21 protein-coding genes and 2 pseudogenes are annotated in these 24466 nt (G+C 66.1%); 11 read left to right on the top strand and 12 right to left on the bottom strand.

What is annotated here, in order from left to right:
- Nucleotides 1-25: 25 nt before the first annotated feature.
- Nucleotides 26-541 carry a flavin reductase family protein gene (locus HCU76_RS23210; RefSeq protein ID WP_213958766.1) on the bottom strand — a complete coding sequence of 172 codons (516 nt, stop codon included), beginning with the start codon at nt 539-541 and terminating at the stop codon, nt 26-28.
- A 144-nt stretch (nt 542-685) separates the two neighbouring features.
- Between HCU76_RS23210 and HCU76_RS23205 the strand changes: the two genes are divergently transcribed.
- Complete coding sequence (locus tag HCU76_RS23205; RefSeq protein ID WP_213958767.1) at nt 686-1429, top strand: TetR/AcrR family transcriptional regulator; 744 nt, start codon at nt 686-688, stop codon at nt 1427-1429.
- 50 nt (nt 1430-1479) lie between these two features.
- On the opposite strand, the pseudogene HCU76_RS23200 reads toward HCU76_RS23205, so the two are convergent.
- Nucleotides 1480-1952: pseudogene (locus tag HCU76_RS23200) on the bottom strand (Lrp/AsnC family transcriptional regulator).
- Between the two features lie 104 nt (nt 1953-2056).
- Between HCU76_RS23200 and mdeB the strand changes: the two are divergent.
- Nucleotides 2057-4678, top strand: a complete 2622-nt coding sequence (gene mdeB, locus HCU76_RS23195) for an alpha-ketoglutarate dehydrogenase (RefSeq protein ID WP_213958768.1) — start codon at nt 2057-2059, stop codon at nt 4676-4678.
- A gap of 247 nt (nt 4679-4925) precedes the next feature.
- Here mdeB and HCU76_RS23190 read toward each other — a convergent pair whose 3' ends face one another.
- The 4 genes from HCU76_RS23190 to HCU76_RS23175 all read right to left on the bottom strand — a co-directional run bounded on the left by HCU76_RS23190 (nt 4926) and on the right by HCU76_RS23175 (nt 9537).
- The gene (locus tag HCU76_RS23190; protein ID WP_213958769.1) at nt 4926-5912 is read right to left on the bottom strand and encodes a tripartite tricarboxylate transporter substrate binding protein; all 987 of its coding nucleotides are present in this window, start codon (nt 5910-5912) and stop codon (nt 4926-4928) included.
- Between the two features lie 25 nt (nt 5913-5937).
- Entirely contained in the window at nt 5938-6963 is a 1026-nt protein-coding gene (locus HCU76_RS23185) for an amidohydrolase family protein (protein ID WP_213958770.1), read from the bottom strand.
- 31 nt (nt 6964-6994) lie between these two features.
- Nucleotides 6995-8470, bottom strand: coding sequence for an aldehyde dehydrogenase family protein (locus HCU76_RS23180; RefSeq protein WP_213958771.1), 1476 nt, complete (start codon nt 8468-8470; stop codon nt 6995-6997).
- 140 nt (nt 8471-8610) lie between these two features.
- Entirely contained in the window at nt 8611-9537 is a 927-nt protein-coding gene (locus HCU76_RS23175; RefSeq protein ID WP_218510739.1) for a LysR family transcriptional regulator, read from the bottom strand.
- Nucleotides 9538-9667: 130 nt separating this feature from the next.
- On the opposite strand from HCU76_RS23175, the gene HCU76_RS23170 reads away from it, so the two are divergent.
- From HCU76_RS23170 to HCU76_RS23155, 4 genes are read left to right on the top strand one after another with little or no spacing between them, the layout of a single operon-like run.
- On the top strand, nt 9668-11299 hold the full coding sequence (locus tag HCU76_RS23170; protein WP_256354365.1) for an FAD-dependent monooxygenase: 1632 nt from the start codon (nt 9668-9670) through the stop codon (nt 11297-11299).
- 12 nt (nt 11300-11311) lie between these two features.
- Nucleotides 11312-12274, top strand: coding sequence for a VOC family protein (locus HCU76_RS23165; RefSeq protein ID WP_213958774.1), 963 nt, complete (start codon nt 11312-11314; stop codon nt 12272-12274).
- On the top strand, nt 12271-13128 hold the full coding sequence (locus HCU76_RS23160) for a fumarylacetoacetate hydrolase family protein (RefSeq protein WP_213958775.1): 858 nt from the start codon (nt 12271-12273) through the stop codon (nt 13126-13128). The genes HCU76_RS23165 and HCU76_RS23160 overlap by 4 nt, the downstream gene beginning before the upstream one ends.
- A 28-nt stretch (nt 13129-13156) precedes the next feature.
- Nucleotides 13157-14143: a tripartite tricarboxylate transporter substrate binding protein gene (locus tag HCU76_RS23155; protein WP_213958776.1), complete on the top strand. Its 987-nt coding sequence runs from the start codon at nt 13157-13159 to the stop codon at nt 14141-14143.
- Between the two features lie 87 nt (nt 14144-14230).
- On the opposite strand, the gene HCU76_RS23150 is transcribed toward HCU76_RS23155, so the two are convergent.
- Together HCU76_RS23150 and HCU76_RS23145 are read right to left on the bottom strand one after the other, a co-directional pair.
- Nucleotides 14231-15421: an iron-containing alcohol dehydrogenase gene (locus HCU76_RS23150; RefSeq protein WP_213958777.1), complete on the bottom strand. Its 1191-nt coding sequence runs from the start codon at nt 15419-15421 to the stop codon at nt 14231-14233.
- Nucleotides 15422-15565: 144 nt separating this feature from the next.
- Entirely contained in the window at nt 15566-16468 is a 903-nt protein-coding gene (locus HCU76_RS23145; protein WP_213958778.1) for a LysR substrate-binding domain-containing protein, read from the bottom strand.
- A gap of 152 nt (nt 16469-16620) precedes the next feature.
- On the opposite strand from HCU76_RS23145, the gene HCU76_RS23140 reads away from it, so the two are divergent.
- From HCU76_RS23140 to HCU76_RS23125, 4 genes are all read left to right on the top strand, one after another.
- Nucleotides 16621-17592, top strand: coding sequence for a tripartite tricarboxylate transporter substrate binding protein (locus tag HCU76_RS23140; RefSeq protein WP_213958779.1), 972 nt, complete (start codon nt 16621-16623; stop codon nt 17590-17592).
- Between the two features lie 28 nt (nt 17593-17620).
- Complete coding sequence (locus tag HCU76_RS23135) at nt 17621-18262, top strand: nuclear transport factor 2 family protein (RefSeq protein ID WP_213958780.1); 642 nt, start codon at nt 17621-17623, stop codon at nt 18260-18262.
- A 131-nt stretch (nt 18263-18393) separates the two neighbouring features.
- Entirely contained in the window at nt 18394-19590 is a 1197-nt protein-coding gene (locus tag HCU76_RS23130; protein WP_213958831.1) for a porin, read from the top strand.
- A 13-nt stretch (nt 19591-19603) separates the two neighbouring features.
- Nucleotides 19604-20170 (top strand): NADPH-dependent FMN reductase, encoded by a 567-nt coding sequence (locus HCU76_RS23125; protein ID WP_213958781.1) that lies wholly within the window; start codon nt 19604-19606, stop codon nt 20168-20170.
- A 39-nt stretch (nt 20171-20209) separates the two neighbouring features.
- Here HCU76_RS23125 and HCU76_RS23120 read toward each other — a convergent pair whose 3' ends face one another.
- Complete coding sequence (locus HCU76_RS23120) at nt 20210-20737, bottom strand: hypothetical protein (RefSeq protein WP_213958782.1); 528 nt, start codon at nt 20735-20737, stop codon at nt 20210-20212.
- 47 nt (nt 20738-20784) lie between these two features.
- Here HCU76_RS23120 and HCU76_RS23115 point away from each other — a divergent pair.
- Nucleotides 20785-21147 (top strand): annotated as a pseudogene (locus tag HCU76_RS23115) (integrase core domain-containing protein); the annotation flags it as partial.
- 579 nt (nt 21148-21726) lie between these two features.
- Here the strand turns inward: HCU76_RS23115 and HCU76_RS23110 are convergent.
- Genes HCU76_RS23110 through HCU76_RS23100 form a run of 3 tightly spaced genes read right to left on the bottom strand, consistent with a single transcriptional unit; the run spans nt 21727 to nt 24446 of the window.
- Nucleotides 21727-22410 (bottom strand): TetR family transcriptional regulator C-terminal domain-containing protein, encoded by a 684-nt coding sequence (locus HCU76_RS23110; protein ID WP_213958783.1) that lies wholly within the window; start codon nt 22408-22410, stop codon nt 21727-21729.
- Between the two features lie 36 nt (nt 22411-22446).
- Nucleotides 22447-23415, bottom strand: coding sequence for a PDR/VanB family oxidoreductase (locus tag HCU76_RS23105; RefSeq protein ID WP_213958784.1), 969 nt, complete (start codon nt 23413-23415; stop codon nt 22447-22449).
- Between the two features lie 11 nt (nt 23416-23426).
- The gene (locus HCU76_RS23100; protein ID WP_213958785.1) at nt 23427-24446 is read right to left on the bottom strand and encodes an ABC transporter substrate-binding protein; all 1020 of its coding nucleotides are present in this window, start codon (nt 24444-24446) and stop codon (nt 23427-23429) included.
- Nucleotides 24447-24466: the final 20 nt, after the last annotated feature.

Below are 24466 nucleotides of genomic sequence, written 5' to 3'. Positions count from 1 at the left end.
AGGTCGAGGTGAAGTCGGGCGGCGGTTACCAGCCGTCGGTGGATTGCCATTGGACAAAGGGCTTCTTGTGGGTATGCACTTGGCGATAGTTGCCGCCGTAGAAGATGAGCGGGCTGGCGTCGGTGCCATGGCTCAGATGTTCGATTTCGCCGATGTAGAGCAGGTGGTCGCCGGCCGCATGGATGTCGACGACGCGCGCCACGATGTGTGCCAGGCTGCCATCGATCAGCGGTGTGTCAGAGGCGTGCACGAACGGGATCGGCATGCCCTCGACGGGCCGGCCGCCGAAGTGCGAGCTCAGGTCCTGCTGGCTCTCGGCCAAGAGGTTCACGCCATAGCGGCTGCCGTGCAGCACATGGGCTGTGAACTGGGAGTTCTTGCGGACGGACACAAGCACCAGGGGAGGCTCGAGGGACACCGACAGGAAGGCATTGGCGGTCATTCCCGCCGGCTGGCCTTCCCGGTGATAACTCACCACGGTCACGCCGGTGGCGAAACGCCCCATGATCGAGCGGAAGAGGCTGGGTTCGATGGAGGTCATCGTGCGTTGCTCCGGGTTGCATGTGTGAAGGCCATGGGCGAATTCTTGATCTTTGCCGTCGGCGCTTCCATGCCTGCTTTCCGCAAGTCAGAATGCCAAATCGTCAAGATGTCAGCGCGCCATCGAAGTCGGGAGACACGCCCCATGCAATCAACGTCCGCAGTGCCGCATCCTGGAACCGGCGACAACGATCACCGCGTGCAGAGCGCGCTGCGCAAGCGCGAGCGCACCCGCAAACGCATCCTCGAGGCGACCATCCAGGTGTTCGTGCGTCGAGGCGACGACATGCCCGTCATCGAGGATGTGGTGCGCGAGGCAGGGATCTCGCGCGGCACGTTCTACCAGCACTTTCCTTCGCTCGACGATGCGCTTCTGGCCGCCAGCACCGGGATGAACGAACGCATGATCGCGGAGATACTTCCGCTCTACGACTGCCTGAACGAGCCGTGGCAGCGCGCGGCGGTCGGCTTTCGCCTGTTCCTCATTCGCGCCTGGCAGGACCCCGACTGGGCGGCCTTCGTCACGCGCATGGATGCATGGCCGCGCGACTCGCTGGTGGCCACCTACATGGCGCGCGACCTGGAACGCGGCAGGGTACTCGGGCAGTTCCAGATCGATGATGCGCAGATGGCCTGCGACTTCCTGATGGGCGCGTCGGCCGGAGGCATCCAGGGCGTGCGCAGCGGTGTGGCGGATCCGCATGCCTACATGGACAATTCGGTCAGGTTGGCGCTCCAGTCACTGGGTTGCAGCGCCGAACTGCGCGAACGTGGTGTCGAGTTCTCGCGGCGACACCTGGACGAATGGATCAGCGGGCAGCGGCTGGCTTGGACGCCGCTGGCAGGGTCCGGTCGCGAGGACCACGATACGGACGAAACACCCTCTTAGATGCTTCGACGACCGCTCTTGACAGACGAGCCCTGCGGTTCAAACAGCTTTCAAAGCCGGACCGACGGCAGGGGCAGGGCGGTCTTGTACCGCACCTGCTTGAGCGCAAAGCTCGAGCGGATCTTCTCGATGCCCGGGATGGGCGTGAGCTGTTCCAGGATGAACTTCTCCAGCGCACCGATGTCGGCCAGTTGCACGCGGATCAGGTAGTCGCTGTCGCCGGACATCAGGTAGCACTCCATCACTTCGTCATGCTCGGCGATGCGCTCTTCGAACGTGGCGAGCGACGCCTTGCTTTGCGTTGTGAGGCTGATGGAGTGAAGACGTTCAGGCCCAGACCGAGGGCCGTCGGGTTTGCGATTGCCACGTAGCGAGCGATAACGCCGGCGGCTTCGAGCGCCTTCACACGCGCCAGGCAGGGCGACGGAGAGAGCTGCACCCGGCGTGCCAGTTCCACGTTGGACAGGGCGCCATCCCGTTGCAGTTCGTCCAGGATGCGCAGGTCGAGGGCGTCGAGCTTCATGTTCTCAGAAGGTAGGTGGTTGGCGGCATCTTATGCTGCTGAATGCATCATTCACATGCCTTTCCAGCAGCACATTTCGATCGACGCAGCCTAAAGTTCGAAAGATGAACGCACCTCTGTCCCCACACCAATTGCGCGGCATGCTGGAAATGGCCTCGCACGACTCCGACCCCATCGAGACGGCCGAATGGCGCGAGGCCTTCCAATCGCTGGTACAGGCGCATGGACCCGAACGCGCGCGCTGGATGCTCGATGAGCTCGCCCGCATTGCGCGCGAAGGCCGCGTGGGCTGGCAGCCCGAGCTGTCGACGCCGTACGTCAATACCATCCCCGTTGAGGCGCAGCCCGCCTTCCCGGGTGACTTGGCGGTAGAGGAACGGTTGGCATCGCTGATGCGCTGGAACGCGCTGGCGATGGTGGTGCGGGCCAATCATTCGTACGGCGAACTGGGCGGGCACATCGCCAGCTATGCGAGCGCGGCGGACCTGTTTGAGACGGGCTTCAATCACTTTTTCCACGCGAAGGACGTCGGACACGGCGGCGACCTCGTGTTCTTCCAGCCCCACAGCGCGCCAGGTGTCTATGCGCGAGCGTTCCTTGAAGGCCGCCTGAGCGAAGATGACCTCGCGCACTATCGCCAAGAACTCAACGTGGGTGAGGGCGCACGCGGCCTGAGCAGCTATCCGCATCCGTACCTGATGCCCGACTTCTGGCAGTTCCCCACCGGCTCAATGGGGATCGGTCCGATCAGCTCGATCTACCACGCGCGCTTCATGCGCTATCTCACGCACCGCCACCTGCTCGACTGTGGCGCTCGAAAAGTGTGGGGCGTGTTCGGCGACGGCGAGATGGACGAGCCCGAATCGATGAGCGCCCTGACCCTGGCCGCCCGCGAGAAGCTCGACAACCTGGTGTGGGTGGTCAACTGCAACCTGCAGCGCCTCGACGGCCCGGTGCGCGGCAACGGCCGCATCATCGACGAGCTGGAAAAGCTCTTCGCCGGTGCCGGCTGGAACGTCATCAAGCTGGTGTGGGGCAGCGACTGGGATGGCCTTTTCGCACGCGACACCACGGGCGCACTGGCCCGCGCCTTCGCCAACACCGTCGACGGCCAGATGCAGACCTTCGCCGCGAAGGATGGCCGCTTCAACCGAGACACCTTCTTCGGCCAGAACGAGGAACTCGCGCGCCTCGCCCAAGGCATGACCGACGAGCAGATCGATCGCCTCAAGCGCGGCGGTCATGACCTCGTGAAGATCCACGCCGCCTATGCCGCAGCCGCCGCGCACCAGGGCCAGCCGACCGTGATCCTGGCCCACACCAAGAAGGGCTACGGCATGGGCGCGGGGCAGGGCAAGATGACCACGCACTCGCACAAGAAGTTCGAGAGCGCGGACCTCATCGGCTTCCGCAACCGCTTCAACCTGCCGCTGACCGATGAGCAGGCGACCTCGCTGGCCTTCTACAAGCCGGCTGATGACAGCGCGGAGATGCAGTACCTGAAGTCGCATCGCCAAGCGCTCGGCGGCGCGATGCCGCGGCGCGAGACGGCGTGCGACGTGGTGCCCAAGCCGGACCTGGCCGCGTATGCCAAGTTCGCCATCGAGGCCGAAGGCAAGGACATGAGCACCACGATGGCCTTCGTGCGCATGCTCGGCAACCTGCTGAAGGACAAGCAGATCGGCCCGCGCGTGGTGCCCATCGTGGCCGACGAGGCGCGCACCTTCGGCATGGCCAACCTGTTCAAGCAGGTCGGCATCTATTCGAGCGTGGGCCAGCGCTATGCGCCGGAAGACATCGACACCATCCTGAGCTATCGAGAAATCACCGACGGCCAGATCCTCGAGGAAGGCATCAGCGAGGCCGGCGCCATCGCGAGCTGGACCGCTGCGGCCACGAGCTACAGCGTGCATGGGCTGGCGATGTTGCCCTTCTACATCTACTACTCGATGTTCGGCTTCCAGCGCGTCGGCGATGCGATCTGGGCCGCAGCGGACCAACGCTCGCGCGGCTTCCTGCTGGGCGCCACCTCCGGCCGCACCACGCTCGGCGGCGAAGGCCTGCAGCACCAGGACGGCACCAGTCACCTGGTCGCCGCGACCATCCCCAATTGCAAAGCGTACGACCCGGCCTTCGCGGGCGAGATGGCCGTGATCATCGATGCCGGCATCCGCGAAATGATGGTCGAGCAGCAGGACGTTTTCTACTATGTCACGCTGATGAACGAGAACTACGCGCAGCCCAGCCTGCCACCGGAAGTGCATGGCGATGTATTGCGCGGTTGCTATCGCTTCGGGCGCTTTCCTGCGGATGCGTCGGCGACGCAGGTGACGCTGATGGGCTCCGGCGCGATCCTCACCGAAGTCATCAAGGCGGCTCAGCAACTGGCGGCGGAAGGAATCGCCGCCGAGGTCATCAGCGTGACCAGCTGGAGCGAACTGGCGCGCGATGGCGCGGCCTGCGAGCAAGCTGATCTGCGCGGCGAGGCAGCCGGCACCCCCTACATCGCGCAGCAGCTTGCCGATGGCGGTGGCCCCATCATCGCCGCCACCGACTACGTGCGCGCCGTGTCGGAAAGCGTGCGCGCCTACCTGCCCGCAGGCCGCCGCTACCTCACCCTCGGCACCGATGGCTTCGGCCGCAGCGACACGCGGGCGGCATTGCGCCATTTCTTCGGGGTGGATGCCGCGAGCATCGTCCACGCTGCGCGGAAGGCGCTTGCATGAACGTGCTGGAAGGATGAGTGCTCAACCAAGGCGACTTCAAGGACGTCGCCGTGGTCGAACGCTGGTATGGCCGGGGCGGCTTGATCGAGGAGCAGTCGCTCATCCCGGTGGAATCGGACAAAGTTCTCGATGGAGATTCCGTGCTCAGCGAGCGGCCTGAGGGAGATGAAGATAGTCCGGTCTTGATCCAGGTCCGTGACCCCTCGGATGCATCGCATGAATGCATCCGGGGGCGAGGGAGACGTCGTCAGTCCAGGGTGATCCTGGCGTCAGTGACGACCTTTTTCCAGCGCGTCATGTCGCTCTTGACGAGCGCAGCCAGTTCACCCGGCGATCCGGTTCGCACCACCAGCCCTTGCTTGCCGAGACTTTCCTTCACTTCGCTGGAATTCAACACCGCAACGAAGTCTTTGTTCAGCCGCGCCACAAGCTCCGGCGGCGTTCGAGCCGGCGCCATGACCGCGTACCAGGCATCGACGCCGTCCATGACGTCAATACCCTGCTCCTTGAAGGTCGGCACGTCCGGCGCGAACGCGCTGCGCGCCTGGCCCGTGACCGCCAGCAGGCGCAACTTGCCGGCCTCTGCGTGCGGGCGCATCGAGTGCAGGCTGGCGATCATCATCTGGACCTGGCCACCCAGAAGGTCGGTGATCGCACCTGCGATGCCTTTGTAGGGCACGTGCACGACGTCGATGCCGGTCTTCGACTTGAGCAGTTCCATGGCCAGGTGCTGCGGCGTTCCGTTGCCCGGCGTGGCGTAGTTGAGCTTGCCGGGATTCTGCTTGGCATACGCCACCAGCGACTTCATGTCGGTCGCCGGCACGCCGGGGTTCACCGCGAACACGAAGCTCGCCTCGGCGAGCGGGGCCACGGGTGCAAAGTCGGCCACGGGATCGAACGGCAACTTTTTGTAGATCGACGGCGTCATCGTGAAGGTGTTGATCGCCATCAGCAGCGTATGCCCATCCGGGGCGGCCATCGCTACCTGCTGGGCACCGAGGTTGCCGCTCGCGCCGGGCCGGTTGTCGACCACGACGGGCTGGCCCCAGCGCGCTGCGAGCTTCGGCGCGACGATGCGGGCGATGATGTCGCTGCCGCTGCTGGACGTGAATGGCACGACCAGCGTGATGGGCTTGCCTGGGAACGTCGCTGCGGGCTGCGCCTGCGCCGTCAGCGACGGCATGAAGGCGAGCGCCACCATGGCGGCGCCCAGGATTCGGATGGCCTTGATCATTTCGAATGTCCTCGGGGTTTGATCGTCAGCGGCCGATGCGCGGCATGCGCATCAGGCGAAGCGCGTTGCCCAGGTAGAGCTTCTCCTGGTCCTCGTCGCTCAAGCCAAGTTCCGCGATGGAGCGTATGCCTTCGCGAATGAACATCGGCCCGCCTTCAGGGTCGAACGGGCAATCCGATGCGAAGACCACATGGTCGACGCCGAAGAAATCGAGGCCACAGCGCAAGGCTGCCCTGGAGCCGCCGAGCACCGTGTCGCCGTAGAACATTTTGAAGTATTCGATCGGCGCCTTCGATAGCCGCTTGAGCACGTCGGCTTCGCTGCCGTCCGCGCTGCGGCTGCCCAATTGTGCCCACAGCGATTCGGCCCGGCCGGCGAAGTAGGGCAGCATCCCGCCGCAGTGGTGCGTGATGATCCTCAGGCTCGGGAGTTTTTCCAGCAGGCCCGAGAACACCATGCGCGACATCGCTACCGACGTCTCGAAGGGCCAGCCTAGTACTTGCCAGATCTCGTACTTGGAGCGCTCCTCGCCCTTGTAGTCGGCCGTCGTGCCGGGACGGAATGGATGCATCCAGATCGGCAGTTCGTGCTTGTTGGCCATGCGCTCGAAGATCGGAAAGAACTCCGGGTCGTCGAGCGGGCGGCCGTTGACGTTGGTGATGATCTGGACACCGCGGGCGCCCAATTGGTCGATCGCGCGGTCCATCTCCTTCAATGCCTCGGGCACGTTGTTCATCGGCAACGAGGCCACGAAGACCGGAAACTGGTCGGGCCAGCGCTTGCAGATCTCGGCCATGCCGTCATTGGCGACGCGGGCGAACGCGGGCGACTGGTCGGGGCCGCCGAGGTACTCGGGCGCGGGCGCGCTCAGGGTCAGCACCTGCACGACGTCGGGGAACTTCTCCACCAGCATCTTCGCGCGGGCTTCGAGGTCCCATAGCATCGGCAGGCCGGCCATGCGCTTGACGATGCCGGCGTCCTTCGAATGCGTCTTGACCAGCTCGAAATAGGCCGGCGGCAGGAGGTGGTTGTAGATGTCTATCTTTTTCATGTGTCTCTTTCTGGGTGATGAGGACCGCGCCTTACAGCGGGTATTGCCGCTTGTTCTGGCTCACCGTGACGAGATTGAGGTCGGTGAACATGTCGATGGCCCAGCGGCCGAAGCGCGCCCAGCCGCTGTCTTTCACGCCGCCGAACGGAATCTGCGGCTCGCCGCCCATGGTCGGCCCATTGACGTTGACCATGCCCGACTGGATCTGCCCGCCGATCGTGATGCCCTTCCAGACGTCGGCGGTCATCACCGACGCCGACAGGCCGAAGTCGGTGACGTTGGCCTTGTCGATCGCCTCCTGCTCGCTGTCGAAGGGCTCCACGATCACGACCGGGCCGAAGATCTCCTCGCGGTAGATCGGCGCTTCCGGCGGCACGTCGACGAGCACGGTGGGCTCAAAGCAGCGCCCGGTGTATTCGCCACCCGCGAGCACGCGCGCGCCGGCGGCCACCGCCTGCTCGACGCCCTTCGCGACGCTGGCCACAGCACGGTTGTTGATTAGCGGTCCGATCTTGTTGGCGGGGTTGGATGGGTCCCCGGCCTTGAGCGCCTTGGCGCGCGCCACGAAGCGCTCGAGGAAGGCGTCGAACAACGGCCGCTGCACCAGGATCTTGCGCGTGTTCATGCAGATCTGGCCCTGATGGAAGAAGGCCGCGAAGATCGCGGTGTCGACCGAATAGTCGAGGTCGGCGTCCTTCAGCACGATCATCGGGTTGTAGCCGCCCAGCTCGAGCGAGATGCGCTTGAGGTGCTGGCCGGCGCGCGCCGCCAGCCGTGCGCCGGTCGCGGAAGAGCCGGTGAAGTTGTAGGCACGGACCTGCCGGCTCTCGAACAGCCGGTCGGCGATCGGGCCGACCTCGCCGGGCGCGTGCGTGATCACGTTGACCACGCCGGGCGGGAAGCCGGCCTCGGTCATGACTTCGCCCATCAGCAGGCCGGCGCAGAAGGGCGCGTCCTCCGAGGGCTTGAGGACCACGGTGTTGCCACAGGCGAGCGGCGCCACCACCGTGCGAAACCCGAGGGCCAGCGATCCGTTCCACGGCGAGATGCCGCCAATGACGCCGAGCGGCTTGCGCACCGCCATTGCGAACACGCCCGGCGTATCCGACTGGACGATCTCGCCACCGGGCAGGTAGGGGTAGCCGGCCGCCTGGCGAAGCAGCCCGACCGCCCACTGGACCTGGAAACGTGAGAACGCATTGGCCGAACCGGTCTCCTGCGCCATCAGCAACACGATCTCATCCGCCCGGCGTTCGAGGATGTCGGCGGCCTTGAGGAACAGCGCTTGACGCGCACGCGCACCCATCGCGGCCCAGGCGGGAAATGCCCGGTCCGCCGCATCGATGGCGCGCTGCGCATCGGCGGCGCTGGAGGCCGGAACCGCGGCAAAGACTTCCCCGCTGAAGGGGTTCATGTCGTCGAAGGTCCGGCCACCTTCTGCCTCGACCCACTGGCCTGCGATCAGCTGTCGGAATGTCCGGGTTTGCGCCGCTACGGCTGCTGTCATCTCTTGTCTCCTTCGTTCGGCAGCGGGGCAGGATTGCCGTCGCCGCCGCGAATGCTAGTTGGGAGCGAGCGAGCGCAAAAGATGCGAGAAACGAGCTGGCGATGCCTGAAACGAATCGCAGGCTCGCAGCGTGCGCGGGGTCAGGGCAAGCGGACCGCTTCGCCCAGGTTCCCGCTTTCCATGTGCGCAGCCGCGCGCCGCAGCAGGTCGCACAGGTGCTCCGCCGCCGGCGTCAGCGGCAGGCCGGCGCGTTGGATGATGGAGATCGGGGGCGCTGCCAGCGGCTCCGAGATGTCGAAGGCCTGCAGCACATCGCGCGTCAACGGAAAACGCATCCATTGCGTAGGCAACATGCTGAGCAGGTCCGAATAGAGCAAGGCCACGATCAGCGTCAGGGCGGAATGCGCCTGCATGACCAGCGTGGGCGGCGGCAGGCCATGTTGCGCGAACAAGGGGCCGAGTTCGTGTTCTGCCTGGGCGGTGATCGAGGTCGTGAGCCATTCCGCCTCCGCGAGTTCGCTCAATGACTTGGCCTGGGCCAGTGGATGGCCCTTGCGCCCGACGATCACGCGGGTGTTGTCGAAGAGCTTCTCGACGATCAGGCCCTCGGGCAACTGCTCGGGCGGGGGGCCGATATAGCTGTCGATCCTGCCGTCCTGCAACTCGGCCGCCACCGTCGGAAACACGGCGTCGAGGATGTCGAGCCGCACATCCGGAAAGCGCTGGCGGAAGGGACGCAGCACCTCGGGCAGCAGGGCCATGTGCGGCACCATCGACAGCGCCACGCGCACGCTGCCGTGGGTCAGGCCACGCAACTGCGCGACCTCGTCGCGCGCACGCACCAACTCGTTGTCGACGCTGCGCGCCCGCCGGATGAAGGCCTCGCCGATCGCGGTGGGCACGATGCCGCGGGATCGTCGTTCGAACAAGGCGACGCCCAGTTCCTTTTCGAGTTCCTGGATGCTGCGGGTCATCGCCGGCTGGGCGATCCCGATCTCGCGGGCGGCGCCGCGCAGGCTGCCATGGTCCGCGACAGCCAACAGATCACGCAGGTGGTGCAACTTCATGAAAAGCGACTGATGCGAAGGAGGTATCGGTTCGACGATTCTGCCATCTTTTGTTATTTGACTGGCCTTTCTACGATCTCTCCCCAACAGCGGCCGTGGATGCCCAATGTCCACGGCGAAGGAGACAAGAATGAACCTGGAAACAAAGACGCAGCCGCAAGTCCTGATCGTCGGCGCCGGCCCGGCCGGCCTGGCGCTGGCCATCGAACTCGGCCAGCGCGACATCCCCTGCCTGCTCATCGAGCGCAACGACCGCGTCGGCTATGCGCCCCGCGCCAAGACGACGAACGTGCGCACCCGCGAGCACCTGCGCCGCTGGGGCATTGCCGACAAGCTGCGCGCCGCGTCGCCGCTGGGGGTCGACTACCCGTCGAACATCGTCTTCTGCACCCGCCTGAATGGCCCGGCCCTCGCGCGCATCGAGAACGCGATGTACTGCGCGCCGGGCAAGAACCCCCTGTACTCCGAGCATGCGCAGTGGATTCCACAGTATTCGGTGGAAGAAGTCATGCGGGCGCATGTGCAAACGCTGCCTTGCGTGGAACTGCGCTTCAGCACCGATTTGCTGAGCTTCACGCCGGACGACGACGGCGTAGTGGCGCAGTTGAAGAACCTCTTGGACGGAACGAGCTTCGAAGTCGCATGCAACTACCTCGTCGGCGCCGACGGTGCGCGCAGCACGGTGCGCACCGCCATCGGCGCCAGGATGCACGGCACCTACGGGCTCTCGCGCAACTACAACGTGGTGTTCCGCGCGCCGGGCCTGGCGCAGGCCCACGCGCATGGCCCGGCCATCATGTACTGGCAGATCAACGGCGACGCGCCGAGCCTGATCGGGCCGATGGACAGTGGCGACAAGTGGTTCTTCATGCCCACGCAAATGACCCAGGACCAGAAGCTCGACAACGACGAAGCGGCCGCGCTGATCCGCAAGGCCACCGGCCTGGCCGACCAGGAGATCGAGGTGCTGAGCACCGACGAATGGGTCGCGAGCCGCCTCATCGCCGACAAGTACAGCGACCGGCGCGCCTTCCTCATCGGCGACGCCTGCCACCTGCACCCGCCCTTCGGCGGCTATGGCATGAACATGGGCGTGGCCGACGGTGTCGACCTGGGCTGGAAGATCGCGGCCGTGCTGCAGGGCTGGGGCGGGCAGGCACTGCTCGACAGCTACGAGCAGGAACGCCGGCCGGTGCACGACTCCGTCATGGACGAGGCGGTGGCCAATCATTCGGTGCTGGGCAACCAGCTCTGGCAGGAAGGCCTGGAAGATGCGAGCGATGCCGGCACACGGATGCGCAGCGAAGTCGGCAAGCGCATCGAGGTCGCCAAGTTGCGCGAGTTCAACACGCTGGGCGTGGTGCTCGGCTACCGCTACGACGGCTCGCCGGTGATCGTGCCGGACGGCACCGAGGCGCCCGCGCACGACTTCCTCAATTACGTGCCGACCGCCCGACCCGGGGCGCTGGCGCCGCATGCCTGGCTGCACGACGGCAGCTCGCTGTATGACCAGTTCGGTCGCGGCTTCACGCTGCTGGCCTCGCACGACGCAGACGCGGCAGCACTCGCGCAGGCGCAGAAGGCGGCCCGCGCGGCGGGCATTCCACTGACCGTGACCCAGCCGCAGGAGCGCGTGCTCAAGCAGTTGTACGGCGCGCGCTACACGTTGATCCGCCCCGATCAGCACGTGGCATGGCGCGCGGATGCGTGGCCCGTCGAGGATCAAGCCCTGTTGAAGCACGTCGCCGGCCAAGCCGGCTGAAGGAACGCCCCGATGACCGAACCCCACCTGCATCGCCGCGCCGGCGTCGTCGCCGTCCATTCGCTGAACCGCTTCGTGTTCTCGGTGCCCGACCTCGACGAAGCCGAGCGCTTCTACCTTGCCTTCGGGCTCGATGTCCGGCGCATCGCCGATCGCATCGACCTCCACACCTGGGGCCATCCGCACGCCTGGGGCTCGGTCTTCGAAAGCGGCGCAGCCAAGCGCCTCGAATACCTGAGCTACGGCATCGACGAGGCCGACCTGCCTGCATGGCGCGAGCGCATCGATCGCCATGGCATCGCCGGCCCCGCGCACCGGCTGTCCAAAGGCGGCGGCCTGTGGCTGCGCAACCCGGACGGCACGCCGCTGCAACTGGTCGTCGCTCCGAAGGTCTCGCCGAGTGAGAAATCGCAGGCCACGGCACGCAGCGATGCCGCGCCAGGGCAGGGCGCCGCGCCGACACGCAGCGTCGTGCGGCAGGTGCGCCCCCGCCATCTTTCGCACGCGTTGTTCTTCACGCCCGACGTGCAGCGCATGGTCGAGTTCTCGTCCAGGGTGCTGGGCCTTCGCATGTCCGACCATTCGGGCGATGTGATCGCGTTCATGCATGGGCCGCACGGCAGCGACCACCACCTGGTGGCGTTCGCGAAATCGCATGCGCCGGGCCTGCACCATTCGAGTTGGGACGTCGGCAGCATCGACGAGGTCGGCAGCGGCGCCGAGCAGATGCGCGCTGCCGGCCACGACCAGGGCTGGGGCGTGGGTCGCCACGTGCTGGGCTCGAACTACTTCCACTACGTGCGCGATCCCTGGGGCAGCTTTGCCGAGTACTCGCACGACATCGACTTCGTGCCTCACGACCTCGAATGGCCCGCGGCCGACCATCCGCCGCACGACTCGCTCTACGTCTGGGGGCCGCCGGTCCCCGGCGACTTCATCACCAACCACGAACCCGTTCCAGGAGCCCCCTCATGAGATTCATCGCATTCACCAACGACCAGGGCCAGCCGGCGCTGGGCGCCCGCATCGGCCAGGAACTGGTCGACCTCACCGCCCTCGGGCTGCCCGCATCGCTCGACGAGCTGCTGCGCCAGGGCGAAGCCGGGATGCAGGCCGCGCGCGACGCGATTGCAAGTGCCACCGTGCGCCGCCCCATCGCCGGCCTCCAGTACCTGCCGCCGGTGCTCAACCCGGCCAAGGCCTTCGCCATCGGCCTGAACTACATCGACCATGCCGCGGAAAGCAACTTCGATCCGCCGAAGCACCCGGTGGTGTTCCAGCGCTACGTGTCTTCGTGGGTCGGCCACGAGGAGCCGCTGCAACGTCCCAAGGTGTCGACGCAGTTCGACTACGAGGCCGAACTGGTCGCGGTGATCGGCAAGGGCGGGCGCTACATCCCGAAGGAAGAGGCGCTCGATCACGTGGCCGGTTACTCGCTGTTCAACGACGGCTCGATCCGCGACTACCAGTTGCGCACCAACCAGTGGACGCTGGGCAAGAACTTCGACAACAGCGGCTCCTTCGGCCCGGAGTTCGTCACCGCCGACGAAGTGCCTGCCGGTGCATCGGGCCTTCAACTCACCTGCCGACTCAATGGCAAGGTGCTGCAGGACGCCAACACGCGCGACATGATCTTCGACGTGGCCACGCTGGTGTCGGCATGCTCCGAAGCGATGGCGCTGCAACCCGGCGACATCATCATCACGGGCACGCCCTCGGGCGTGGGCCTGGCGCGCAAGCCGCAAGTCTGGATGAAGCCGGGCGACGTGTGCGAAGTGGAGATCGAGGGCCTCGGCGTTCTTCGCAACTCGATCGTCGACGAAGCCTGAGCCGCATGGCCCCCGCAGGAGACAACGCATGAACAGAAGAATCATCGTGGCCACCGCAGCCACTCTCGCCGCCCTCGCGCTCTCGCCACTGGCGCACGCCCAGGCGCCCGCGGGCCTGAGCGCAGGTCCGGTGCGCATCACCAGTACGCTGCCGGCCGGCAGCGGCCCGGACACCATCGCGCGCGTGGTGGCGGAGAGGCTGCAGGCGAAATGGGATCGCCCCGTCGTCGTCGACCCGAAGCCGGGCGGTGCGGGCGTGGTCGCGATCAATGCGGTGAAAGGTGCGCCGCCGACCGGCAACGATCTCGTCGTGGCCGACGTCGGCAACCTGGCGATCAACCCGCTGATCTTCAAGAAGCTGGCCTACGAGCCCGAGAAGGACTTGGTGCCGGTGGCGCTGCTCTACAAGACTGCCTTCTTCGTCGCTGTGGGCGCGAACAGTCCCTACAAGACGCTCAAGGATCTTCTTCAGGCGGCCGGCAGCAAGTCCACCGTGCTGAGCTACGGCTCGAACGCGGTGGGCGGGCCGATCCACCTGGGCTCGGCCCGCCTTGCGCATGCATTGGGCGTCGAGATGATGCACGTGCCCTACAAGGAGACGTCGCAGCTCTATGCGGCAATGTCGACCGGCGAGGTTGACTGGGCTTACGCCAGCATCGCCACCGCCGGGCCCCTCGCGCGCGCGGGTAAACTGCGTTTCCTGGCGGTGGCGGACGCCGCTCGCTCGCCGGCACTGCCGGAGGTGCCCACGCTCGAGGAGGCGGGCGGGCCCAAGGGCGTCAGCTCACTGTCGTGGGTCGGCCTGATGGCGCCGCGTGGCACGCCCACCGCCACGGCGGATGCGATCAACAAGGGCGTCAACGAGGCGCTCTCGCAGCCCGAGGCGAAGGAGCGCCTGGCGACCTTCGGCTTCGTGGCAAGCCCCGGCCCTGCGCAACAGGTGGCGGACCTGATGCAAGCGGATCGCGCGCGCTACGCCGAAGTACTCAAGCACGTCAAGGTCTCGGTCGACTGATCGGGGGAGAGGCGATCGGCGCAGCGCGACCGGCCGCTCCCCACGCGCTGCGTCAACGGGCCTCGCTGTGCGGCAACAAGGTCTCGTCTAATGCTGCGCCAGCGAGCGACCGAGCAACGCGGCGTACTCGGAGACGGAAGGATGAACGGGCGCGAACAGGTTGAAGTGACTTGAATGCGCAGTCTGGGCCAGCGCGTCCACGTCCGTTGCAACGTACCCCAGTTCCGCGAGCGTCGTCGGCAATCCGACGTCCCGCATCAGCGAAGCGACGCCCTCCGAAAGCGAAACCCCAGGCGCGAGGCCAAGCGCCCGGGCCACGGCGCTTGCGCGTTCGGGCACGCGAGGCTGCGTGACATCAAGTGTCGCCACCAGGCCGATACCGCTCAGGATGCCATGCGGAAATCCCTGGTCGCTGCACGAGATCGCCACCGCATGGGCCGGCCCGAGGCCCATACCGATCGACACGCCGCCGGCGAACGCGGCGAGCATCATTCCGCCTCGTCCATCCGCGTCTGCGCCGTCCGCGACGGTACGCCGAAGGTGCTGCGCCACGTGTGCGATACCGTCGAGTGCGATGGCGTCACCCAGCGGCACGCTCTTGCGCGAGAGGTAGCCCTCGATGCAGTGACTCAACGCATCGATGCCCGTGGCCGCGGTGAGTCCCCGCGGCAGGCTGCGTGTCAGTTGCGGATCCAGGATCACCACCCGCGGAACGAGATGACGCGAGTTCATGCCCACCGATGCGGTGCTTGCGTCCGGATGGATGCCGGCGGATGGCGAGGCTTCGCTTCCGGTGCCTGCGGTCGTGGGAACGACGAGCAAGGGCGCAGCCGCGCGGTGCGCAGCATTGCGCACGCCGAGGTAGTCGGCCCCGCGTCCCTGGTTCGTCGCCAGCAGCGCGACGATCTTTGCAGTGTCTATGACGGAGCCGCCGCCCAACGCCACCACGCCGTCGCAGCGGTGCTGGCGATACAAGGCCGCACCACTGTCCACGTCCGCGAAGAGGGGGTTCTCGGTGACGCCATCGAAGACCGTTATCGAGGCAGCGTCGCCCCAAGCTGCGATCGCCTTGGCCGCGATACCCACCGCCACCACGCCCTTGTCCGTGACGAGCAGCGGCCGCGCGACACCGAGTGCCGTGAGTTCGTCCCGCAGCGTCGACAAAGCGCCCGCCGCGAACACGGTGCGCGGCAGCTCCAAGGTCGAAAGGATGGGTACTGGCGTGGGCACGGTCTCCTGCAGCCCTTGTCGTTCAATCTCTGATGCTTGCGCTGTCATTCCTCGGGTCTCCTGCATTGGTGATGCAGCGAACTGTAGGTTCGGGAATAGAGCGACGGAAGATGGCAAAAGAAGGTGGTCGATAGCTGAATCTGATCACGCGCCCGGCATTCAGCTTGCGATCGCTTCGCCTTCGCCCGGTCGTCAGCGTCGCGCGTAGTGCACGGCGGCGCGGCGAAACATGTCGGCCAGGTATTCAGCGGCCGGCGTCAGCGGCAGGGCGCTGCGGCGGATGAGGACGATGCTCGGCGCCGGCAGAGCTTCCTTGACGTCGATCACCTGAAGCGCGTTGCGCGTCAGTGGAAACTCGCTGTATTGACGCAGCGTGATCGCCAGCGCATCGGAGGACATCAGCGTCGTCATCAGGCTCAGCATCGAATCCGCTTGAATGGTCGTTTGGGGCGGCTGCAACTTGTGCCGGGCGAACAATTGCGCGAACTCGCTCTCGGCTCTGCTCGTGATGCCCGTGGTCGCCCACACCTCGTCCGTCAGTTCTGCCAGCGAGCGCGCCTTGGCACGCGGATGCCCGCGCCGCGCGAAAACGGCGCGAGTGTTGTCGAACATCTTCTCGACCGCGAATTCGCGCGACGGCGCGCGGTCGGGCGACGGTCCAATGTAGAAGTCCATGCTGCCATCGCGCAGCCGGGGTTCCGCCGCAGGGAACGCTCCTTCGACGATGCGCAGCCGCGTTCGCGCGTAGCGCTTCTGGAACTGCGGCAGCGCGTTCGGCAGCAGCGTCATGTGCGCGACGATCGACAGGCAGACCTCGACGTCGCCTTGGTCGCCACCGAGGAACTGGCTGACTTCCTCCTGTGCCCGGCGTGCCTCGCTGCCGATCACCTTTGCGCGCCGTATGAACACCTCGCCCACGGGCGTAGGCGTCATGCCTCTCGCGCGCCGCTCGAACAAGGTCGCGCCCAGTTCGCGCTCGAGCTCGCCGATGCTGCGCGTCAGCGCAGGTTGCGACATACCGAGATGCCGCGCCGCAGCCCGGAGGCTTCCCTGCTCGGCCACCGCGGTCACTGCCTCCAACTGGTTGAATTTCATGGTGATAGCTGAAGCTGATCAGTAGAACAACTCTGCCATCTTATGGGAATTGGAGCGTCTTCATAGACTTCGCTGCATCCAGGCTAGCGTCGGCGCCGCGGCAGTCGCAGCGACCGGCATGAAGCGATACAACGATTCCGGAGACACATGAAATGAACCGCCGCAAACTGCTAGCCGCCACACTCACCTTCGCCGCGCTCGGCACCGCCCTGGACCTGCATGCGGCCGACTACCCCAGCAAGCCCATCACGATCATCGCGCCCTCCGGTCCGGGCGGTGGCTACGACCTCACGGGTCGGATGCTGGCGGACGTTCTCAGCCGACAGATGGGCGCATCGTTCATCGTCGAGAACCGCGCCGGCTCCGGAACGCTGATCGGTACCCAGGCGGCAGCCGTGGCACCCCCGGACGGCTACACGCTGCTGGTCGGCGGCCTGAGCAATCTGGTCTTCAACGCCGCGCTCTACAAGAAGCTTCCTTACGACCCCAAGGACTTCGTTCCGATCGGGCTGGTTGCGCGCTATCCGTACCTGTTGGTGGCAAGAGCCGACCTGCCCCAGAACGACCTCAAGGAACTGCTTGCCGAACTTCGCGCCCACCCCGATCGGCTGACCATCGCCACATCCGGACCGGGCAGCGGACAGGAAGTTATGGCGACGCTGTTCGCCAAGTCGACGGGCACGAAGATCACTCAGGTCTCCTACAAGGCGGCAGCGCCGGCGTACCAGGATCTGATCGCCGGCCGGGTGGATCTCTTTCTGGACACTCTCACCACGGCCAAGCCCCAGGTCGACGCCAAGCGCATCAAGGCCATCCTCCTGACCAGCGAGAAGCGCAACCCCTCTCTGCCTGCGATTCCGACAGCCGCCGAGCTTGGCCTGCCGCAACTGCAGATGGGTACCTGGTTCGGTCTGTTCGCACAACGCGGCGTGCCGCCCCAGGTGCTCGAACAACTGCGCGTGGCCTTGCGCGCCGCCGTGCAAAGCGGAGAACTGGCTCGCCGGCTGGAGCCGCTGGGCATCGAGGTCATGAACCTCGATCAAGCCGCGACGGAAGCCTTCATCAACGCCGAATACGCGCGTTGGACCAAGACCATCAAGCAGTCCGGCACCACGCTCGACTGAGCCCTGCACCAATCCGACGACACATCACATGGACAAGCTTGAACTGACTCCCGCGGAGCGCGATGCACTCCGCCTGCTGATGGCGCGTGCCGAGATCGCGCGCGTGGCGCAAGACTGGGGGCTCGCGCGCGACGCGGGTCGATGGAACGAACTGCAGGCGCTCTTCGCACCCGACGCAATCATGCACGCGACCTGGTTCGTGGGCAGCGCGTCCGAGTTCATCGAACGCTCCCGCGAGGCGGCCAAGGCCGGTGCACGCGTGCAGCACTTCATCGGCACCTCGTCGATCGATATCAACGGCGATCGTGCCATTGCAGAGACCCGGATGATCCTCACGGTGCGCGGCAAGCTGCAGGGGGTCGAAGTGGACGTCACTTGCCAGGGCCGCTTCTACGACTTCCTGGCCAACGCAGACGGTTGGCGCATTCAGCGACGCGTGCCGATCTACGAGCGGGACCGGATGGATACGCTTGTGCCAGGCGCGCTGGTCACGCTGGACCCGGATCGGCTCGCGCGCCACCCGGAAGGCTATCGCCATCTGGCCTACCTGCAATCCGACGGCGGTGCCCGCATCGGCACTGACCTTCCGACGCCCCACAGCGATGCGCTGGCGCGTCTTTGCGCCGAAGGCGACGCCTGGTTGGGCCGCGGCGCCGGCGCGGCCACGTAGCGCGAGCGCCAACCCGGCAAAGCCGGGCCCCCTCCCTCGAATGTTTCGGACATGCCACCGCCGGTGGCGTGCGAACCCCTGCGCGCCATCAAGAAGTGCGCCTGTACCTGGAGACCTCACCCATGAAAAAAATGCCTCTCGGCGGCGTTGGACTCGGCCTGATGCTCGTCGGCGGTGCTGCGATCGCGCAGTCGTCCGTCACCCTGTTCGGGGTGGTCGATGCAGCCATCAGCGGCTTCACCAACAAGTCCGAGGACCGGTACGGCCGCAGCGCCACGATCAGCCAGCTCGTGCTGCGCAATTCCGGCTACAACACCAGCCGGCTCGGTTTCCGCGGCACCGAGGACCTGGGCGGTGGCCTGGCCGCCAGCTTCTGGCTGGAGGCCCCGATCACCAACGATGACGGCGGCGGCATCGCAACCTTCTCGCGCCGTTCCACGGTCAGCCTGTCGGGCGGGTTCGGCGAAGTGCGGCTCGGACGCGACCACACGCCTACTTACTGGACCAACAGCGTGTTCGATCCGATGGGGCAGGTCGGCGTGGGTGCCAACCTGCTCAACTCCATCGGTTCGACCTCGCCCGGCCGTGACTTCAAGGCCAGCACCAACTACCCGCGTGCGAGCAACTCGATCGGCTATTTCCTGCCGTCATCGCTCGGCGGCTGGTACGGGCAGCTGATGTACAGCTTTCACGAGAACGTCAAGTACGACCCGGGCACCGTGACGCCGCCCGGCGTCAACGCTGCGGGCACGCTGAATCCCGGCACTGTCGCGGCGACGCGCGCGGGTCGCTACGTCGGCGGCCGCTTCGGCTATGCGAACGGATCGCTCGACGTTGCCGCAGCCTACGCCGAGGACACGACCGGCGACAACTTCTATGCCGGCACCACCGACACCACCAAGACGGCAAACGTGGGCGCGAGCTACGACTTCGGGGTGTTGAAGCTGTTCGGCGAACTGTCGCATGAGCAGCGCGTGCGCGACTACGCGATCAGGCCGATCGGCGGCGGCACACCCGACATCAATCTCGACGGCTACCTCGTGGGCTTCACGGTCACTGTCGGCGTCGGCCTGATCCGTGGCGCGTACTCGGAGGTCCGCTACGACATGCACACGGCCGCACTGCCCAACCCCAAGTCGAGCAAGGTCGCGCTCGGCTATGTGCACAACCTTTCGAAGCGCACCGCGCTCTATGCGACGGTCGCCCGCATCAGCAACAAGAACGGCGCCGCCCTGACCATCAACGGCGGGCCTGCGTTCCTCAACAACGCGACCTATACACCGGGCGTCGCCACTGGCTACGACCTCGGTATCCGCCATGCCTTCTGAAGCGCAAACCTCGATGAAGCCCAGGCTTCACACGCTGGTCTGCAGCACGCGCCCCGGCCGCATCGGGCCGGCGATCGCTGGCTGGGCCCATGCGTTCGCGCAGGCGCATGCCAGCTTCGATTCGACGCTGGTCGAACTGGCGGACTTCGCGCTCCCTGTATTCGACGAGCCGGAACATCCGCGCCTCCAGAAGTACCACCACGCTCATACGCGCGCGTGGAGCGCATCGGTGTCAACGGCGGACGCGTTCCTGTTCGTCATGCCGGAGTACAACCACGGGCCGCCCGGCGCGCTGATCAACGCGATGAATTACCTGGTCGGCGAGTGGCACTACAAGCCGGTCGGCTTCGTCAGCTACGGCGGAGTCTCCGGCGGCATCCGTGGCGTCCAGGCGACCAAGCAACTGCTGAGCACGCTCAAGCTGGTGCCGATTCCGGAGGCGGTCGTGGTGCCGCATTTCAACCAGCACATAGGCGCCGAGGGCGTGTTCTTGCCGAGCGACCTGCACACCGCTTCCGCAAAGACGATGCTCGACGAGCTGCACCGGTGGACACGCGCTCTCGCTGCGCTGAGAAAGTAGAAAGCCGCACCGGCTGGATGCGCCTCGGTCACGCTGCGGCTACAGCACCGCGGCGCTGCGGGGATCGATGACGATCTTTGCATGCTTGTCCGGCGCGGCAAGGGCATCGAATGCGCCGGCGACACCATGGAGCCCGACAGTGCCAGTGACAAGAGGCGACGCGTCGATCTTGCCGTCGGCCAGCATCCGCAAGGTGTCGCGAAACTCCAGCGGGTCATAGCCCATGACGAAGCGCAGATCGATTTCCTTGTTGATCGCCATCACCGGGCGGAACCGGTCCGGCGTCATGCAGACGCCGGCAACGACGACGCGGGAATTGAGCGGAGCGTCGGTGATGATCCTGTCGATGATGCCGGGAACGCCGACGCACTCGAACACGATCGGCCGCTTCGGCGCGGTGGCGCCCAGCGCCTTCAGGGCACCGAGGGTCAGGTGCCACGGCAAGGGCAGGCTGCGCAGCCCCTTCATGGTCTTCAGCCCGCCTGCCGCATGGTCAGCGATCGAGGTGGTGTAGCCACGAGATGCGAGCGCCTCGTAGGGCGAGGCAGCCGCGGGGTCGACCACCACGGTTGCGCCACAAGCCGTGGCGAGCGCGCGCCGGGCCGGCGTAGAAGAAAGGGGCGCTGGTGCATCACAGCGACAGGGGCTCGTACGTGTCGATCCGCTACAGCGAGCGGCTGGCCGAAGCCGGTATCGACCCCTCGGTGGGCAGCACCGGCGACAGCTACGACAACGCACTGGCCGAGACCATCAACGGCTTGTACAAGGCGGAGATCATCCACCGGCGCGGCCCCTGGAAGACGCGTGAGGCGGTCGAACTCGCCACCCTCGAGTGGGTCTCATGGTTCAACCACCACCGCTTGCTTGAGCCCATCGGCTACATCCCGCCGGCCGAAGCCGAGGCCAACTACTGGCGCCGACAAGCTCAGGCTGTGACCGCAACCAAGCCCCAAGCGGCAGTGCTTCAGGAGGGTTGAACCATGAGTACATGGCCCAACCGGGGGGCCTCCGGCGGCCCCTGCGGGGGCTGAAATAATGAAAGCCAGAACAGCCAGAAGAGAAGTCAGACCATCCCGGTCTGACTCAAGCCAATAGGCCTCCTCGAAAGCCGGTGCGGTCCAGTCTAGAAACTGTGGCCCAAACCGGTCCATCCCTCGTTCAGATCCGCCCATCCACGGCTGCAGGCTGGAGCCTCATCCAGCCGCAGATGGTAAGGCCCGGCGAGCGCCGTGCACTCGAGTTCCGCAGCGCTTGCTGTCCTTCCCAGAACTTCCGGCGGCGAGATCACCGCCTTCGGCAAGCTCCATGCGATAAATGCGCGGCCGACACAGCCGCCGCTCCACGGGCGCGTGATCGAGACTACGCGGTGAAATGCGACAAAAGTTGTAACCGTACGGGTGATGGACTCCGATTGAAATTCGTTCTCTTCGGCTGTGATTGTTGCCACCTTGAAGCGGACCGTTGCCGAAATCGAAGGCGCTCGGCATGGCCGTTGATCGGACAAAGCCGGCTGCCATGCCTCACCGCGTCGTCCGGCTTTGTCGAAGTCGCGCGTCCTAGCGGACCCCGGCGCCCTTCAGCATGAACGCCGTCACCTGCTCGATCAGGTAGCGTTGGTCCTTGTCGTCGCTCTCGGCGACCTTGCGGAACAGCGCCACCTGGGTCGCGTGGTCGGCATAGAACTGCGTCACGGCCCACAGGTGGAACAGGAACAGCATCGGGTCCACCGGGTCCATCAGGCCCTGGTCGATCCAGTTCTGGATCACCGCCGCCGCCTGTCCGGTGCGCTGCTGGCTGTGGCTCATCATCGAGCCTAGCACCGGGGCGCCGCGCATCATCTCGGCCGTGAATATCCGCGAGCGCAGCGGGTGCTCGAACGAGAACATCATCTTGCGCCGGATCAGGTCGCCGAGCACCTTGCGTGGCCCGAAGGCCTCGTCGCTGAAACCGAAGACGCCGATCCAGTCGTCGATGATGCCCTGCAGCACCTGGCGGTAAAGCGCTTCCTTGCTCTCGATGTAGTAATGTAGCTGCGCTTTCGACAGGCCGGCCTTGTCGGCGATCGCCTGGGTCGACGCGCCGGCCAGGCCTTCGCTCGCGAAGACCTCGACCGCGGCGCGGTGGATCAGGCCCTGCATCTGCGCGTATTTGCGCGCACGACCGCGCGTGGCGGGTGCGTCGAGCGGCTCGTCCGCCGCATCCACGGCGTCGGGGGTCTCGTTGTTCGGTGCTGTTCTCATCGGATGCGGATGGTGCCAGAGTGCCGCGCGGGCGGCTCAGAGATCGATCACCAACTCCTCGCCGCGGGCCCGCGAACAGCACAGCGCCACCTTGTGCGTGCGTTCGCTGCCCGTGAGGCAGAAGTCGCGGTGCTCCGCGCCTTCGCCTTCGGCGCCGACCACGCAGGTGCCGCACAGGCCCTGCTCGCAGGAGACCGGGATGTCGATGCCGACCGCATGCAGCGCATCGACCGCGCTCTGGTCGCCGGCCACCGGCACGCGGATGCCGCGCTGCGCGAGCCGCAGCACGAAGGGCTTGCCGGTGACGCCCGCGGCATCGGCAGGGGCTGCGAAGTATTCGGTGTGCACCGCGTCCTCGGGCCAGTGCGCGGCGGCGTCGCGCACGGCCTGCATGAATCCGCCGGGCCCGCACACGTACAACTGCGTGTCGGCTTCGCGCACCGCGAGCAGCCGCCGAATATCGATCTTCCGTGATGCGTCGCCGGCATCGAAATGCAGGCGCACGCGCGACGCCAGCAGCGGATCGCGCAGCGCCTCGGCAAAGGCCAGGTGCTCTTCGCTGCGAACGAACAGGTACAGCATGAAGTCGGCGCTGGCGCGTGCCAGCGTCTGCGCCATCGCGAGCAGCGGCGTCATGCCGACGCCCCCGGCCAGCAGCAGGTGGCGGCGCGCCTCGCTGCGGATCGGAAAGCTGTTGCGCGGCGAGCTGATCGGCAGCAGGTCGCCTTCGCGGACGCGGCCGTGCATCGAGGCCGAGCCGCCGCGGCTCGCGGCCTCGCGCTTGACGCCGATCAGGTAGCGCGAGGCTTCGCGGCCCCCGGCGCCGGCGTCGCAGGCGAGCGAGTACTGGCGCGAGAAGCCGCCGGGCATGTGGACATCGATGTGCGCGCCGGCCTGGTAGCCGGGCAACGCCCGACCGGCCGGATGCACCAGCTCGAAGGAAAGGATCTCCGGCGTCTGGCGCGCGATGCGCGCGACCCGGACGGTGAGAGTGCGCTCGGTCATCGTCGGTGCCGTTACTTCGCGGCCGCCTTGCGGATGTCGATGCCGACGCCCTTGTTGACGAACTGCCTGGTGTAGGCGTCGCGGTAGTTGAAGTCGGTCGGCTTGTAGAGCCCGGCCGACACTGCTTTGTCGTAGAAGTCCTTCATGCGCTCGTCGCTCATCGCGCCGATGCCTTGGGTAGTCGCGTCGCCGACGTCGATGTGGGCGCGCAGGATCGGCATCGACTTCTCGATGTAGTCATCGCTGATGTCCGGATTGATCTTCTGGATCATCGCATCCGCTGCCTTGCGGTCGCCGTAGAGATAGTTGTAGTAGCCGATGTTGGTGGCTTCCACGAAGCGCTTCACCAGGTCGGGTTTGGTCTTGACGAGGTCCTGCCGGGTTTCGACCACCATGCCGTAGGTCGACCAGCCGGCGTCGGCCAGAGACAGTACCACCGGCATGAAGCCGGCCTGCTTCTCGACCGCCAGCGGCTCCGAGGTCGCGTAGGCCTGCTGCACCGACTGCTTGTCGGCCAGGAACTGCGAGAGGCTGAAGTTGTAGGGGCGCACCTGCTCGTCGCGCATGCCGTAGGCCTTCTTCATCCACTGCCAATAGCTGATCTGGCCGTCCTTGGCGAGCAGCACGGTCTTGGCCTTGGCGAGGTCGGAGAACTTCTCGAAGCCCTGCCCCGGGTGGGCGATGATGGCCTGCGGATCTTTCTGAAAATAGGCCGCAACCACCACCGTCGGCACCTTCTGCTTGATGTTGTCGAAGGCCATCAGCATGTTGCCGGTCATCAGGAAGTCGATCTTTCCGGCCGGCAGCATCGGCCGGTTGTTGACCTGCGGCCCGCCTTGCTGGATCTCGACGTCGAGGCCGTACTTCTTGTAGGTGCCATCGGCCAGCGCCTGGTAGAAGCCGCCGTGGCCGGGCTGGGCGCGCCAGTTGGTGGCGATCGTGACCTTGTCCTGCGCGAAGGCCGCCAGGGCGGTGCCGGCAAGCAGGGTGGCGATCAGGCGGCGGGCGATGAAGCGGGATTCGGTTTGCATCGTGGGTCCTCGGGTTGTGT

Origin of the sequence: Variovorax sp. dw_308, from assembly GCF_019207085.1 — a bacterium.
In the GTDB taxonomy this organism is placed as follows: domain Bacteria; phylum Pseudomonadota; class Gammaproteobacteria; order Burkholderiales; family Burkholderiaceae_C; genus Variovorax.
Note: the sequence above shows the minus strand (reverse complement) of the source record. Positions and strands in the feature narration are given on the sequence as shown.